The 14,969-nt window shown below is 70.2% G+C and carries 9 protein-coding genes; 2 read left to right on the forward strand and 7 right to left on the reverse strand.

What is annotated here, in order from left to right; genetic code table 11:
• The first annotated feature begins 118 nt into the window (after positions 1 to 118).
• Positions 119 to 1,975, forward strand: coding sequence for a glycoside hydrolase family 127 protein (locus tag IQ210_RS38660; protein ID WP_194083935.1), 1,857 nt, complete (start codon positions 119 to 121; stop codon positions 1,973 to 1,975).
• Here the strand turns inward: IQ210_RS38660 and IQ210_RS38665 are convergent.
• From IQ210_RS38665 to IQ210_RS38695, 7 genes are all read right to left on the reverse strand, one after another.
• Positions 1,857 to 3,437, reverse strand: a complete 1,581-nt coding sequence (locus tag IQ210_RS38665; protein WP_194083936.1) for a carboxylesterase/lipase family protein — start codon at positions 3,435 to 3,437, stop codon at positions 1,857 to 1,859. The genes IQ210_RS38660 and IQ210_RS38665 overlap by 119 nt on opposite strands.
• Before the next feature lie 145 nt (positions 3,438 to 3,582).
• Positions 3,583 to 4,833, reverse strand: coding sequence for an alginate lyase family protein (locus tag IQ210_RS38670; RefSeq protein WP_194083937.1), 1,251 nt, complete (start codon positions 4,831 to 4,833; stop codon positions 3,583 to 3,585).
• A 29-nt stretch (positions 4,834 to 4,862) separates the two neighbouring features.
• Positions 4,863 to 8,192: an alginate lyase family protein gene (locus tag IQ210_RS38675; RefSeq protein ID WP_407699738.1), complete on the reverse strand. Its 3,330-nt coding sequence runs from the start codon at positions 8,190 to 8,192 to the stop codon at positions 4,863 to 4,865.
• 39 nt (positions 8,193 to 8,231) lie between these two features.
• Positions 8,232 to 10,025, reverse strand: a complete 1,794-nt coding sequence (locus IQ210_RS38680) for an Ig domain-containing protein (RefSeq protein WP_194083939.1) — start codon at positions 10,023 to 10,025, stop codon at positions 8,232 to 8,234.
• Between the two features lie 75 nt (positions 10,026 to 10,100).
• Positions 10,101 to 10,991, reverse strand: a complete 891-nt coding sequence (locus tag IQ210_RS38685; RefSeq protein ID WP_390897457.1) for a carbohydrate ABC transporter permease — start codon at positions 10,989 to 10,991, stop codon at positions 10,101 to 10,103.
• Positions 10,988 to 11,983, reverse strand: a complete 996-nt coding sequence (locus IQ210_RS38690; protein WP_194083940.1) for a carbohydrate ABC transporter permease — start codon at positions 11,981 to 11,983, stop codon at positions 10,988 to 10,990. Before IQ210_RS38690 ends, IQ210_RS38685 begins: the two co-directional genes overlap by 4 nt.
• Complete coding sequence (locus tag IQ210_RS38695) at positions 11,980 to 13,338, reverse strand: extracellular solute-binding protein (RefSeq protein WP_194083941.1); 1,359 nt, start codon at positions 13,336 to 13,338, stop codon at positions 11,980 to 11,982. Before IQ210_RS38695 ends, IQ210_RS38690 begins: the two co-directional genes overlap by 4 nt.
• A gap of 512 nt (positions 13,339 to 13,850) precedes the next feature.
• Here IQ210_RS38695 and IQ210_RS38700 point away from each other — a divergent pair.
• Positions 13,851 to 14,864: a hydroxyacid dehydrogenase gene (locus tag IQ210_RS38700; RefSeq protein WP_194083942.1), complete on the forward strand. Its 1,014-nt coding sequence runs from the start codon at positions 13,851 to 13,853 to the stop codon at positions 14,862 to 14,864.
• Positions 14,865 to 14,969 lie beyond the last annotated feature (105 nt).

The following is a 14,969-nucleotide window of genomic DNA, read 5'->3' on the forward strand; positions in this document are numbered from 1 at the left end:
CCACGACCGCCCCGTGTCGCCGTGGTGTAGCACGGCCATGGCACCCCCTTGTCGTCGATCCGGACGTTTCCTATGCTCACGGCGACAGCAACCGGTTTCTATCCGGGGAGTACCGCGCATGCCCACCGGCCCGATCCGTCTCACCGACCGCGCGTCGAGCGCGCTGCGCCCGGCGACCGCCGCCCGCATCACCGGCGGCTTCTGGGCCGAGCGGCGCAGAGCCAACGCCGAGGTGAGCATCCCGCAGGGCCCGGCCCGGCTGGAGTCGGCCGGGAACCTGGCCAACCTGCGGGCCGCCGCGGCGGGCGAGGGCGCCTTCACCGGCGACTTCCCGTTCCAGGACTCGGACGTCCACAAGTGGCTGGAGGCGGCGTCCTGGCAGCTGGCCGACACCCCGGACGACGCCGAACTGGCCGCCAAGGTAGCCGAGTTGACTGGTCTCCTCGCCGCCGCCCAGGAGAGCGACGGCTATCTCCAGACGTACTACCAGGTCGCCCACCCCGAGAAGCGCTGGCAGGAGCTGGGCTGGGGCCACGAGTTGTACTGCGCGGGCCATCTGATCCAGGCCGCGGTCGCCCACCACCGGGCGACGGGACGTGGTGAACTCCTCGACGTGGCCGAGCGGTTCGCCGTACTCGTGGACTCGGTGTTCGGTCCGGACAAGGAGATCGACGGGGTGTGCGGGCACCCCGAGATCGAGACCGCGCTGGTGGAGCTGTACCGGGAGACCGAGGAGCGGCGCTGGCTGGACCTCGCCGGGTACTTCGTGGACCGGCGCGGATACGGGCTGCTCGACGCCGAGGTCAACGCGCATCTGGGCAAGGCCTATTGGCAGGACCACACTCCGGTGCGCGAGGCCACGTCCGTCGCCGGGCACGCCGTACGGCAGTTGTATCTGCTGGCGGCCGTGACGGACCTGGCCGCGGAGACCGGCGACGGTGAACTGCGGGCCGTGGCCGAGCGGTTGTGGGACGCGATGGTGGCGTCGAAGACGTATCTGACGGGCGGGCTCGGCGCCCGGCACGAGGGTGAGGCGTTCGGGGAGCCGTACGAACTGCCGCCGGACCGCGCCTACGCGGAGACCTGTGCGGCGATCGCGTCGATCCAGTGGTCGTGGCGGATGGCGCTGCTGACCGGCGACGCGAAGTACTCCGACCTGGTCGAGCGCACGCTCTACAACGGTTTCCTGGTCGGTGTCGGCCTCGACGGCGACAGCTGGCTGTACGTCAACCCGCTCCAGGTCCGCGAGGAGTACGAGGGCGCCTTCGAGCCGGACAAGACGGCCCGCCGCACCCCGTGGTTCCGCTGCGCCTGCTGCCCACCGAACGTCATGCGGCTGCTGGCCTCGCTCCCCCACTACCTGGCGAGCGGCGACGCGGAGGGGCTCCAGCTGCACCAGTACGCGACGGGCGTGTACGAGGCCGGTGGCGGCCGGGTCCGGGTGGAGACCGCGTATCCGTGGCAGGGGCGGATCACGGTGACCGTCGAGGAGGCGCCGGAGGACGCCGACTGGACGCTGTCGCTGCGCATCCCCTCCTGGTGCACGGACTTCACCGCCTCGGCCCCGGACGGCGCGGCGCCCGCCGAGACCCATCCGGGCTGGCTGCGGCTGCGGCGCCGCTGGTACCCCGGTGACACCCTCACCCTCGACCTGGAGGTGGAGACCCGGCTGACCCGCCCCGGCCCCTACGTGGACGCCGTACGGGGTTGTGTGGCGATCGAGCGCGGCCCGCTGGTGCACTGTCTGGAGGCCGTCGACCAGGCGCCCGGCCTCCGCTTCGAGGATCTCACCCTCCCCGACGGCGCCCGCCTCGCCGCCCACCACGACCCCGGGCTGCTCGGCGGGGTCACCGTGGTCACGGCCGACGGACGGAGCCGGGGAGCCGAAGCCGTCGTACCACTGACCGCAGTTCCGTACTACGCGTGGGCGAACCGGCGGCCGGGGGCGATGCGGGTGTGGATTCCGCGGGAGTGACGTCGGGGGCCCACAGGGCCAGCTCGGCGTCGAGCGGGCCGTACGCGAGGTGCGGCTCGCCGTCGCCGAAGATCCGCACCGGGTGCGTGGCGTCCCACGCCTGCCAGCCGGGGTTGCCGTCCGTCGCGAACCGCACCCACGCCCCGTGCATGGCGTCGCTCAGCTCCTGCGGGGCGCCGTCGCCCGCCAGCTTGGCCGACTCGGGGCTCTCCCCGGTGTCGAAGACGAACCCGAGTTCGAGGGCGTGGCAGGAGCCGAGGTCGGGGAGGTTCGAGGGCCAGGCGAACTCGTAGACGTACGACATGCCGGGGCGGGCGTCGGCGAGCCGGTGGAGGGGGATGCGCAGCAGGTGGTCGGTGACCATCTGGCCGACGATCTCGGCGGTGCCGGCGTCGGGGTGCAGGGCGCGGTAGCCGCGCGGCACCTCGTGGCTGGTGTGGCAGCGGGCCATGGCGCCGGCGAGGGCGACCGGGCCGAGCCGGTCGACGCGTTCCAGCAGGCCGCCGGGGACCAGCCAGAGCCGGTACTCGTCCCGGGTCCAGCCGGCCATCAGCTCGACGTCACGGGCCGCGTCCCCGTCGACCAGGGCGTCCAGCGGGTCGCGCGGGACGAGGTCGCCGTCGACGACGATGCCGAAGGCGGGGCCGCCGAGCACCGGGCTGCTGAGCTTGCCGACCTCGGCCTGGGTGCGCAACAGCAGCTCGCGGTCGACCTCGGCGAAGGCCGCGGCGGTGGCGGGGATCTTCAGCCGGGTCGCCATCCGGCGCACCATGCGCCGCACCTTGTCCCGGTCGGCGGCCTCGGGCGGACCGCTCTGCAGGATCGCGCGCCGGACCAGGCCCTGGGCCTGCGGCGCGGCGAGCAGGGCACCGGTGCTGATCGCGCCCGCCGACTGCCCCGCCAGGGTGATGCGGGCGGGGTCGCCGCCGAACGCCTCCACCGAGCGGTGGACCCACTCCAGGGCGGCGAGCTGGTCGCGCAGGCCGGGGTTGGCGGGGGCGTCCGGGAACAGCCCGTAGCCCTCCACCCCCAGCCGGTAGTTCACGGAGACGAAGACGACGCCGTCCCTGGCGAAGGCATGCCCGTCGTAGACCGGAACGGCCGAGGAACCCCTGGTCAGAGCCCCGCCGTGCAACCAGACCAGGACCGGGAGCCGGGCCCCGCGGCCCGGCTCCGGTGTCCACACGTTGAGGTTGAGGCAGTCGTCCCCGGGCACCGCCGGGTCGGACAGGTACTGCGCGAAGGCCTCGGAGTACGGCGGTTTCGGCGCCGTCGGCCCGAAGGCGACGGCATCCCGCACCCCGTCCCAGGGCTCGGGCGGCAGTGGCGGCCGGAACCGGCGCGCTCCGAAGGGCGGCGCCCCGTAGGGGATGCCCCGGAACACCGCCACACCCCGTTCGTACCGGCCGCGGACGGCCCCGTAGGGCGTCCTGACCACGGGGTTCGCCTGGTCTGCCGTCATGCGCCCACCAGCCCTTCGCCGCGCTCGTGCACCGGTAACACAAGAGCATCACAGCCCCTGCTCGTATTCCGGTGCACGGGCACTGGCGAGGGCCATTCGGTGGACACGGCTACCGCGGGACAGCCGTGTGCGCGGCTGCCGCGGGCTACTTCGCGTACATGAGCGTGCCGAAGCCGAGCTGGTCGAAGCCTCCGCTGGTGCTGCCGTAGTCACCGCCGCCGCCCTCGGGGGCGACGAGGTTGTAGTACATCTGCGAGATGTACTTGTCGTCCAGATACAGGCGACGGTTGTAGTGGAAGTGGAGCTGGGCCCAGACGGGCCGGATCTGGCCGCGGCTGCCGGAGCCGATCACGGTCTGTGACTGCTGGGCGCAGTTCTGGCCGCTGCCCCAGGTGTAGGTGGTGTAGGGGACGTCGTTGCCCAGGTTGTACTTGGCGACGTACTGGGCGGCCTTCATGAAGCGGCGGCTGTCGTACGAGTAGAGGTCGTCGCCCTGGTTCCAGGCCATCTCGCAGATGGCGCCCATCTGGCCCATGCCCATGACGGTGTGCCCCTGGTCGCGCCCGGACTCCTGCCACTGGCCGAGCGCGTAGCCGTCGGAGTCGGTGTACAGGTACGGCACCGCGTGGGTGATGGAGCCGTTTCCGGCGCCGGACTTGAAGTAAGTGACGGCCTGGTCGTACTTGGCGGCGTCCTCGTTGAGGATGCCGATGGCCAGGACGGAGGCCATGTTGCACAGGTCCCAGTTGGCCCAGTAGTTGGTGATGCAGGCGTCGTTGTGGCCGGTGAGGAACTGGTTGTTGAGCGGGTAGAAGACGTTCGCCATCATCTCCTGGGCCGCGGCGAGGTCGAATCCGCTGTAGCCGCGCATGAGTTCGCAGGCGTTGGCGAACTGCCAGCCGTAGATGCCGGCGGCGAGGAAGCGGTCGGCGTTGCCGGTGACCGTGGTGAGCGTCCGGGACCAGGCGTTGAGGATGTTCGCCGCGCAGACGGCGTTGGCCTCGGTGCCGCCGACCTGCCAGCGCAGGGCGTTCTGGTAGGCGGCGGCGATGTCGTTGTAGAGGAGTCCGTAGTTCTCGCCGGTGCCGCCGCGGATGACGGTGGCGGTGGCCCGGTTCGTCCAGGTGGACTGGGAGTGGGAGTTGGCGGTCAGCCGGTTCCAGCCGGACAGCCAGGGGTCGGTGCCCGCGGCCACCCTGACCTTGGCGCGGTTGATGTCCCCGGCGTTGTGCAGCATGCCCGGGTGGGTCCAGGTGGCCGGGGCGGCGTCCGCGGTGCTGACGGCGGCCGTACCGGCGACGGCGAGTCCGGCGGCGAGACCGCCGGCGGCCTTCAGCAGACCGCGGCGGCTCAACTCGCTTTCGTGGAGGTGCTGGTGGGGGGAAGTGCGGCTCATGACAGCGGCTCTCCAATCCGTGGGGGGATCTAGAGAGAGGTGACGATCACCTCTTCGAACTGCGTGGTGCAGCGGACCAGCGGGCTGCGGGAGCAGACCACCAGGCCCACGTGGAAGGGGGCGTCACCGAAGCCGGGGATCTCGCCGGTGGCGAGGTCGGTCCAGGTGGCGCCGTCATCGGTGGACACCGCTGCGGCGAAGGCGGTCCCGACGCGCTTCAGCCGCAGCAGCAGGGGCAGTTGGATCGTGGCGGTGCCGGAGAAGGCGGACGCGCCGGCGACGGTCTTGCGCAGCATGAGCTGTGCGGTGGTGCCGCCGGTGACGATCGCTCCGGCGGCCTGGTCGAACGGCGACAGCGACTTGGCCATCAGCAGTCCGACCCGGTCGGCGGTGGCGCCGGTGCGGGAGACGAGCCGGGCGGTGACCTCGCAGTCGCCGGTGACGGGCCGTCGTACGAACTGGCCTGTCATCCCTTGGTTGTTGACGGTGAGGTCGGTGCCCGCGCCGCGGACGGTGAAGGTGCCGTCGGCGTAGGAGGTGCTGCCGGGTGTCACGACCGCCGCCACGCCGAGGGTGCCGAAGGCGCGGTCGTCGAGGACCGGGTCGCCGAGGTCGCCGTAGGTCCAGGGGGCGGGCGGGGGTGTGCCGACGGTGAGGGCGAGGGTGCCGGTGCCGTCGCCGGACGCGTTGCCGGCGCTGGTGGTGACCGTGAACTCGCCGGTCTCGGTGGGGGTTCCGTGGATCAGGCCGGTGCGCTTGTCGAGGCGCAGGCCGTCCGGGAGACCGTCGGCGGTGAACCGTACGGGCTCGTGCGAGCCGCGCAGGAGGTACCGGAAAGCGTCCCCCCTGTTCGCGAACGCAGTGCCGGAAGAGGTGAGTTGAGGGACGGAGGGGGTGGGCATCGTCGCGGCGGCGGCTTCCGACAGGGGGCCGCGGCCCGCGCTGTTGGTCTTCGCGACGACGTAGTGGTAGGTCGTGCCGGGGGTGCCGGTGGCGTCCGTGTATCGGAGGCGGGTGCCGAAGCCGACCGGGCCGACGCAGGTCGCGATCGTCTCGAAGGGGCCGTCTGCCTCGGTGGCGCGCAGCACCTTGTAGCGGGCGGAGAGATCCGGGTCGGTCCAGGTCAGCCGGACGGCGTCCGCGCCGGTGACGGCCTTCAGGTCGGCGGCGGCCCGACCGGGCCGTGGCACGGTCCACAGCGTGCCGGCGGTGCGGGAGACGACGCTGACGTTGTCGAAGGCGCCGGTGCCGGTCTCGGCGTACTCCGCGTCGACGCCGAGGCAGGAGGTGAGGGCGAGGCCCGCGTACGCGGTGCGGCCCAACTCGACCTCGGTGGTACCGACTTCGGTCCAGCGGATGCCGTCCGGGGAGATCGCGCCGGTGCAGCTGCGGCCCTTGCGGGTCACCCGCACCCAGTAGGGCGCGCGCAGCCGGTAGCCGTCGCCCGCGCCCTCGACGTACGGCGCCTCCAGGGGCGTCGCCGACTCGGGCAGGGTGCCAAGACCGGAGATCGGGAAGGACGCGTTGACGGTGAGGGCGTCCTGCTGGGAGGGCGGCACGGGGGTGCTGCCGGTCGCCGAGATCGCCGCCCCCGCCTCAGGCCGTACGCTCCACACGCCGCTCCAGGTGTGCAGCGGCAGCCCCTGGATCAGCATCGAGGCGTGCGCGGCGTCCGCGTCGAGGGAGGCGCGCAGGGTGACGCCGATCTTGGAGTACTGGGAGCTGAGGGGGAACACGATCCGTGCGGTGACGGTGCCGTCCCCCGGCAGCGGCAGGTGGGCGAGCCGGTAGGTGTCGGCGGTGCCGGACGCCTCCAGCACGAACCGCTCCCCGTCGAAGGCGGCGGCACCGGGGATCTTCACGTCGCCGACGTCCTGCGTGGACCAGGGCTCGGGCAGCCCGGCGGAGGCGGCGGCGAGACCCGAATCGGGGCTGGTGCCCTGGGAGTTGGACGCGGTGACGGTGTAGTAGTGGGTACGCCCGCCGCGCGCGTCGGCGTCCGTGTACGTCGTGCCGTCGACGGCCGTCGCGATCTCCTCGTACGGCCCCTCGGGGCGAGTCGCCCGGCGGACGGTGTACGTCGTGGCCCACGCCGACGGCAGCCAGGACACAGTGACGCTCTTGCCGTCACCCAGTGCGGTGACGCCCGCGGGTGCGGTCGGCGCGGTCGGGGACGGGGCCTGCGTTCCGGCGTAGGCGAAGGTGCCGAAGCTCGGCAGGTCGTCGTTGCTGCCCTCGACGACGCGGGTGCCACCGGTGCCGCGGAAGACGGCCGCCTTGGTGTACGGGGTGTCGAGGCCGCGGACGCCGGCGTAATGGGCGTAGTACATCTCGTAGATCGGCGGCAGGGTGCCGCGGACCTTGTCGGAGACGGCCGTCTTGATGTACTTGCCGGTGCGGTCGAGGTCGGGGGTGAAGGGGACGTCGCCGCCGAGGTTGTACTCCGCCCCGTACTCAGCGTTGGCGAGGATGCGGTGGTCGTCGTAGCCCCACAGGTCGACGCCCTGGTTCCAGGCGACCTGCGCGGCGTCGCCCATCAGACCGACGGCGAGCTGCTCATGGCCCTGGTCGCGGCCGGACTCCTGGCCCTGGCCGGCGTCGGTGACGACGCGATTGCGGACACTGCCGTTCCCGGCGCCCGCCGCCACGAACCGCAGCGCGTCCTCGAAGAGGGTGCGCTCCTCGCAGAACACGCCGATGGCCAGGATGGACTGAATAGCCGTCAGGTCCCAGTTGCCGTTGGCGTAGAGCATGTAGCCGGAGATCGCCGGATACCAGACGTCGAGGAACGACGCCTCGCAGCGGGCGATGTCCGCCGCGCTCCAGCCGTCGTAGCCGGTGTGGCGCAGCAGTTCGGCCGCGTTGACGAACTTGAAGGCCTGAAGGCCCGCGCCGAGCGGACCGTCGGCGCCGGTGATCATGGTCAGGGAGGCCGACCAGGCGTTGAGGATGTCCCGGGCCTTGTCCGCGTTCGCGCGGTTGCCGGTGACGGCCCAGACCAGGGCGTTCTGGTAGGCGGCGGCCGAGTCGGCGACGGCCTGGTTCATGAAGTTGGTGGGGCCGCGGCCCCAGGAGGTGATCTGACCGGTGTTCTGGATCGTGTACGTCGACTTCGAGCGGGCGTGCGCGGAAAACACCAGGTAACCGTCGTAGATCGGGGTTTCCTGGGCGGCGACCGCGGCCTTCATCCGGGCGAGGTCGGCGGCGCTGTGCAGCAGCCCGGGGTGGGTGAAGGCGCGGGAGGACAGGTCGGCGTCCTGGGCCCAGGCCGCCGCGGCGGAGGCGGACAGCAGTCCGCCGCCGGCCGCGGCCACGAGGCCCGCCGCGCCGAGGAAGTTCCGTCGGCTGAGAGGAAGCACGGGTGACTCCATGGTTCTACGGGTACTGGGGGTGCCGGGTCACGCGTGCTCGACGGTGAAGGTGACGGTCTGCGTGGCGGTGCCCACGCTGTTGGTCGCGGAGACGGTGGCGGTGCAACCGCCCACGTTGTCCCGGACCTTGCCGGAGATCAGACCGGTGGCCGTGTCGATCGACAGGCCCTTCGGCAGCCCCTCCGCGGCGAAGGAGGTGGGCAGGTTGTCGGCCGTGATCAGGTAGTTGAAGACCTGGTTCTTGGTGGCCGTGGCCTTCTCGGGGCTGGTGATCGCCGGCTTGTCGGTGGAGGTCGCCTCGGTGGAGTTCAGGAACCGGGTGTTCACGACGTGCTCGTTGGCGTACGCCGGCATCATGTCCTCGAACCGGTACCAGCCGGGCTTCTTCATGCCGTTGGCGACGGTCTTGCCGTTGATGACCAGGTTCTGGAACGTCACGTTCTTGATCGCGTGGTCGGCGTCGTAGCCGACCATGATCGACGGGTTGGCGTGGGTGCCGTTGTAGGACAGGTTCTTGATGTACACGCCGTCGATGCCGCGGCCGATCGAGGTGTTGTACTTCGTGTTGTACATGACCCGCATGTTGATCAGCTGGCCCCAGCGGAAGTCCTCCACCCGGATGTCCTGGAGGCGGACGTTCTTCAGCAGGTTGCTGTCGCCGGGGTTGAGCGCGATGCAGCCCTGGTAGTCCATCTGCGGTTCACGGTGGTCGAGGATGTCGATGTTGCTGAGGACGAGGTTCTCGATCGTCTCCGGGGCGTCGGTGTTGCCGTGCGTGCCCACATTGACCGGGTGCGCGACGTCCGCCCAGAGGGTGGAGTCCCGGACAGTGACGTTGCGGACGTCGCCGTAGTAGTCCCAGCGGTGGGTGTAGATCGCGATGCAGTCGTCGGAGTTGCGCATCCACACGCCCTCGATGAGGACGTCCTCGCTGGAGAAGATGTCGATGCCGTCGCCCCACTGACCGGCGCTGTAGGAGTGCAGGTCACGGATGACGACCTGCTTTGACTGCCCGACGGTGACGGAGTAGCCGCTGCTGGGGTTGAGGACGAGGATGCCGTCGATCTCGATGTTCTTCGAGTACTGCACCAGCACCCCGCTGGGCGAGTTGTAGAGCACACCGCGGCCGATCAGCCGCGAGTTTTCCACGTTGACGAACTCCACCCGAGAGGTCAGCACCGCGCCACCGGCCAGGTACACCGTCTTGCCGCTGGGCACCTTCAGCACGTTGTCCGTGGTGGTGTGCAGACCGGGGCCGAAGTAGAGGACGTCGGGGTCGTCCGCGTCCGGGACCTGGGTCTCGATCGGGTTGGCGTGCAGCTGGAGGTTGTCGAAGATCTCGCCGTTGATCTCGATGGAGAGGTTGCGCGGCTCGGTGAGCGTGAAGGTCACCGTGTCCCCGGACACCGTGTACTTCGTGTCGTACGACAGCGGACGCACCTTCGCCGAGGCGATGGTGCCCTTGGACGAGGTGACGGCGACCTCGACGGTGCCCTCGAAGTCGAAGGTGGCGACGGAGGAGTTGTAGACCGGGCCGCTGCCGGTGTCCGCGTTGATCCACTTCGCGCGGGCGCGGTAGACGGGGATGGTCTGCCAGTCGCCGCCCGCCGTACGGGCCTTGACGGAGAAGCTCGCGTTGGTGGGGACGCCACTCGGGATGGGGTACGTGACGAGTTTGCCGGCGGAGGCGGAGGCGGACGCGGTCTCGTCCGCTCTCGCCGTGCCGGCCGTCGCGCCTATCAGGGAGTACGCGGCGGCGGTGGCGCCGGCGGCCTGGAGGATGGTGCGCCGGGACAGACCGGTGCTCTGGATGTCGTTCATGGAGAAGTTCCTTCAGCAGGCGGGGAGATGAGAGATACGGAGATCACACGCGGAAGCGGCGGTTGAGGCCGTCCGTCACTTGAGGCCGCTGGTGGACATGCCGGCGACGAAGCCGCGCTGGGCGACGAGGAAGATCAGCAGGATCGGGACGACGTACATCACCGAGGCGGCGGCCTGGAGTTCGGGGACGGGCGTACCGCCCTCGTTGACATAGGCGGTCATGACCGCGACGGCGAGCGTGGTGCGGTCGGTGGACAGCAGCAGCTGCGGGGCGATGTAGTCGCCCCAGGTCCAGGTGAAGGCGATGATGAAGCTCGCGGACAGCACCGGCCACGACTGCGGCAGGAAGATCCGCCAGAAGATCGAGGTGTATCCGCAGCCGTCGACGATCGCCGCCTCCTCCAGCTCGCGCGGCATGCCCGCGAAGAACTGCCGGAAGAGGAACACCAGATAGGGAGCCGCGGACAGGCCCCACAGCACCCACGGCCAGTAGGTGTTCACCATGCCGAGCTTGGCGAAGATCAGATAGGTGGGCAGCAGGGTGACCATCTGCGGCAGCATCATCGAGCCGAGCAGCACCCCGAACAGCACCTTCTTGCCGGGTGCGTCGAGACGGGCGAAGCCGAAGCCGACCCAGGCGGAGCTCAGGGTGACGAGGGTGGCGTAGATCAGGGCGATGACAAGGGAGTTGCGGGCGTAGCCGAGGAAGTCGATCTGGTCGAAGGCGTCCGCGAAGTTGTGCCACTGGAAGGCGTCGGGCAGCCAGTGCACGGGCGAGGCCGCCAACTCCCCTTGTGTCTTCAGGCCGGAGAGGACCAGCCAGCCGAACGGGCCGAGGAACAGTCCGGTGACGGAGACGAGGACCGTGTAGAGGGCGAGACGCCTGGCCCGTATCCGCACCCGGACACCGGACGGGGTGGAGGTGGCCGCCTGGGAGGGCTTGGGCGGCAGGATGGTGGCGGTCACTTCTTCTTCGCCTCCGGGTCGACGTTGTAGAACACCGCGCCGGACGTGAACTTGAAGATGAGCCCGGTCACGACGAGGATCAGGACGAAGAGCACCCACAGCAGTGCGGAGGCGTAGCCGTAGCGGCCGAGCGCGAAGTACTGCGCGAACACGTGCATCATGTAGAGGTAGTTGGACTGCGGGACCGTGGTGATACCGCTCGTGTCACCGAGCGGCGCCAGCAGCAGCGGCATGATGGTCTGCACCGAGGCGATCATCCCGGTCACCGTCTGGAACAGCAGGACCGGCGACAGCAGCGGCACCGTGATACTGCGGAAGGTCCGCCAGGAACTCGCCCCGTCGATCCTGGCCGCCTCGTGCAGCTCCTTGGGTACGTCCTGCAACCCGGCCAGCGAGATGATCATGACGTTTCCGGCGGCCCAGAGCACCGTCATCAGCAACACGTACCGGGCGTAGGGGTCGGCGAGCCAGGGCACCGCGTCGATGCCGAAGAAGGTCAGCACCCCGTTGGAGGCACCGGAGTTCTGATCGAAGAGCAGCTTGAACGCGAGGCCCGCGCCGACCGGCGGCACCACGGCGGGCAGATAGAGCAGCGTGCGGAACAACCCGCGTGCCTTCAGCGGCCGGTTGACCAGCACGGCGAGCCCGAGACCGGCGAGGATCGACAGCGGCACCGAGGTCACCGCGAACAGTCCCGCGCGGCCCAGGGAGTCCCAGGTGACCGGATCGTTCAGCAGCTCGCGGTAGTTGCCGAGGCCGACGTACTTCCAGTTGGGCGAGATCCCGTCGAACGTGGTGAAGCTCAGCCACAGCGCGTACGCCATCGGCGTCACGGTCAGCAGCAGGAAACCGATGATCCAGGGCGAGGTGAACAGGTAGAACGCGCGGTGCCTGCGGGCCGTCATGGAGGCGCGGGAACGGCGGGCGCCGGTGGCCCGTGCACGTCCGGCCGCGAACCGGTCCGTACGGGAGGGAAGCTGATCGACCGTCATCCCACCTGCTCCTTACCGCGCTTGAGCTGCTCGTTGATGGCCGAGTTCAGGCGCCCGGCGAGGGTGTCGACGGAGATCTGGCCGTTCATCGCGGCGGGGGCGATCTGGTTGAAGAGGGCGTCGATCGCGTCCGCCCGGGAGTAGGGGGTGAACGAGACCACCGAGAAATGCTTCAGCTCCTCCTCCTGCACCCTCAACACCCGCTTCTGGTAGTCCTCCTGAGCAGGCATCAGGGAACGCAGCGACTTCAGGCTCGGGATGCCCCAGCCGCCGGAGGCACGCGCCTTGGCCGGCTCCTCGCCGAAGAACCACTCGAAGACCCGCCAGGCGGCGTCCTTGTTCTTCGCGCCACGCGGCATCCACAGACCGGTGCCGCCCTGACAGGCACTGATCCGCCGGCCGCCCGCGAAGAGCGGGGCGGGCGCCAGCCGGGACACCTGCGCCAGCTTCTTGTCCGGGTAGATCATGCCGCCCATCCAGTAACCGGAGTTCGACATGGCCATCCGGCCGGCCTGGTAGGTGGGACCGTCCCAGCCGTTGGGGTCGGGCTGGATGAGACTCGGCCCCACCTTCGTCTTCGCGTAGTCCACGTACCAGGTCAGGGCCTTACGGGCCTCGGGGGTCGTGAAGTCGACCCGGGAGAAGTCGTCACTGAAGAGGCTGCCGCCGGCGGACGCGGTCATGGTCGCCAGGAGCGTGGCCCGGGTCAGCCCGTTGAAACTGCCGCCGAAGACGGTGGTCTGGCCGCTCTTGCGCTGCACGAGGCGTTTCGCGTCGTCCAGCCACTCCTCGTACGTGACCGGCTCGGTCTCCGACGGATAGTCGAGACCGCCCTTGTCGAAGGCCGCGGTGTTGTACCAGTACATGGAGTCCTGGGAGAAGTCCTTCGCCATGCCGTAGCGCGGCCCCTTGCCCTGGGTACGGCCGTCGTACCGCCACAGGTCGTTCACGGGGTCGAGGTCGTCGAGCTTGAGGACGCTGCTGCGGGCGAAGTACGGGTCCAGGTTCTCCGCCACGTCGCGTGCCGCGAAGAACGGCAGGTCCACGGCGCCCACCCCGCGCACCAGGTCCGGCGGGCTGCCGCTGGTGAGCATCGCGATCAGCTTGGTGATGTCGTACTTGACCAGGGCGATCTTGATGCCGAGGGCCTTCTGCGCCTGCTGGACCTGTTCCGGGAGGATGTCCCCGGAGTTGACCATCACCGTGACGGTCTCGCCGGAACCGCTGACGCCGGAGGAGACCTGCATCGCGCAGCCGCTCAACGCCGCCGCGCCGGCGATGGCGCCGCCCGCCGACAGCGCGAGGAAACGACGACGACCCAACGGAACACCGGCCCGGGTGGCATCGGTGTGCATGAACTACCCACTCTCTTCATCGAGGGGACGGAGACGGGACGGGGGTGTGCGCACGCTCCGCGGAGGGTGAGACGTGGCGTGCGAAGTTTCGGCAACCGGTTTCTACGGCGGTGGTGGGAGCTTCAACCCGGACGCACGGCACGTCAAGGGGCGTGACGAACTTTCGAAAACTGTGAGGGCGGTGGGCTGAGGGGTCCGGCGGGCCTACGATCGGGGGGATTTGGGCAACCGGTTGCCGTGGCGTGAGCGGGTAGCCGGGGGCTTGTCAGGGCGCCCATCAGGGGTTTCTGTCCGCCGGGTGGGCCGTACGGGCGGGGCGAGAAACCGATTTCGCCGATGATTCAGCGCCGGGTCGGTGCCTGTGTGCACGCCGAGCGCGACAGATCCGCCAGGTCAGCCGCGATCGCGCCGAAGGCCGCCGACTCCACCGAGTGATTGACCGCCGCTTCTCGACAGATCTACGGTAGAAGGCGCTTTCTGAAACTGTTTCCACTCAGCGCGTCAGGAGACTCATGCCCAGCCCCCAGCTGCCGCGGGCCGTGTTCGCGATGGATCCGGTACACCTCCCCCTGCTGTTCCCCGCGCCCCTCATGGACCGGCTCCGCCAGGCGGCCGACCTCGACCCCGCCCTGGTCGTCCAGGACTTCACCGACCCGGTGGCCGCCGACGCGCTGGCCCGGGCCGAGGTCCTCATCACCGGCTGGGGCTGCCCGCCCCTCGACGCCGGCGTCCTCGCCGCCGCGCCCCGCCTGCGCACCGTCCTGCACGCCGCCGGCTCCGTACGCTCCCTCGTCGGCGACGCCCTCTGGGAACGCGGGATCACGGTTTCCAGCGCGGTCACCGGCAACGCCCTGCCCGTCGCCGAGTACACCCTCGCGATGATCCTGCTCGCCGGGAAGGACACCTTCGCCCACCGCGAGCGCTTCAGAAACACCCACGCCTACCCGACACCGACCGAGACCGCCCACACCGGGAACGTGGGGCGCCGGGTCGGGGTCATCGGGGCGTCCCGGGTGGGGCGCCGGCTGCTGGAGCTGCTACGGCCGTTCGACTTCACGGTGCTGCTGCACGACCCGTACGTCAGCGCCGCTGAGGCGGCGGGACTTGGGGCCCAACTCGTCTCGCTGGAAGACTTGTTGCGGCACAGCGACATCGTGAGTCTGCACGCGCCGGACATCCCTGAGACCTATCGGATGCTGGACGGGGAGCGGCTTGCGCTGATCCGGGACGGTGGGGTGCTGATCAACACGTCCCGGGGGGCGTTGGTGGATCCGGATGCGCTGGCGGACGAGCTTGTTTCTGGGCGGCTGCATGCGGTGCTCGACGTGACCGAGCCCGAGCCGTTGCCCGCGGGGTCGCCGCTGTACCGGCTGCCCAACGTCTTCCTCACGCCTCATATCGCCGGGTCACTCGGGAACGAGCTGGAGCGGCTGGGGCGGATCGTGGTGGAGGAGCTGGAGAGGTTGGGGGCGGGGGTGGCGGTCGTGCATGAGGTTCGGCGGGCGGATTTGGCTCGGGTGGCTTGAGGGGGGTGGGCGTGGCGGGGGGGGGGGGGGGGGGTGGGGGGGGGGCGGGGGGGGGGGGCGGATAACGGGGGGGGGGGTTTTCAATCCCGGGGGCGGGGCCCGGGG

Source organism: Streptomyces justiciae, from assembly GCF_015163075.1.
GTDB lineage: Bacteria > Actinomycetota > Actinomycetes > Streptomycetales > Streptomycetaceae > Streptomyces > Streptomyces justiciae.

What these genes read in the sequence shown, in the direction of transcription:
- IQ210_RS38690 (WP_194083940.1), bottom strand. Translation starts at nt 11,983, where the DNA reads ATGACGGTCGATCAGCTTCCCTCCCGTACGGACCGGTTCGCGGCCGGA.
- IQ210_RS38680 (WP_194083939.1), bottom strand. Translation starts at nt 10,025, where the DNA reads ATGAACGACATCCAGAGCACCGGTCTGTCCCGGCGCACCATCCTCCAG.
- IQ210_RS38695 (WP_194083941.1), bottom strand. Translation starts at nt 13,338, where the DNA reads ATGCACACCGATGCCACCCGGGCCGGTGTTCCGTTGGGTCGTCGTCGT.
- IQ210_RS38700 (WP_194083942.1), top strand. Translation starts at nt 13,851, where the DNA reads ATGCCCAGCCCCCAGCTGCCGCGGGCCGTGTTCGCGATGGATCCGGTA.
- IQ210_RS38660 (WP_194083935.1), top strand. Translation starts at nt 119, where the DNA reads ATGCCCACCGGCCCGATCCGTCTCACCGACCGCGCGTCGAGCGCGCTG.
- IQ210_RS38665 (WP_194083936.1), bottom strand. Translation starts at nt 3,437, where the DNA reads ATGACGGCAGACCAGGCGAACCCCGTGGTCAGGACGCCCTACGGGGCC.
- IQ210_RS38670 (WP_194083937.1), bottom strand. Translation starts at nt 4,833, where the DNA reads ATGAGCCGCACTTCCCCCCACCAGCACCTCCACGAAAGCGAGTTGAGC.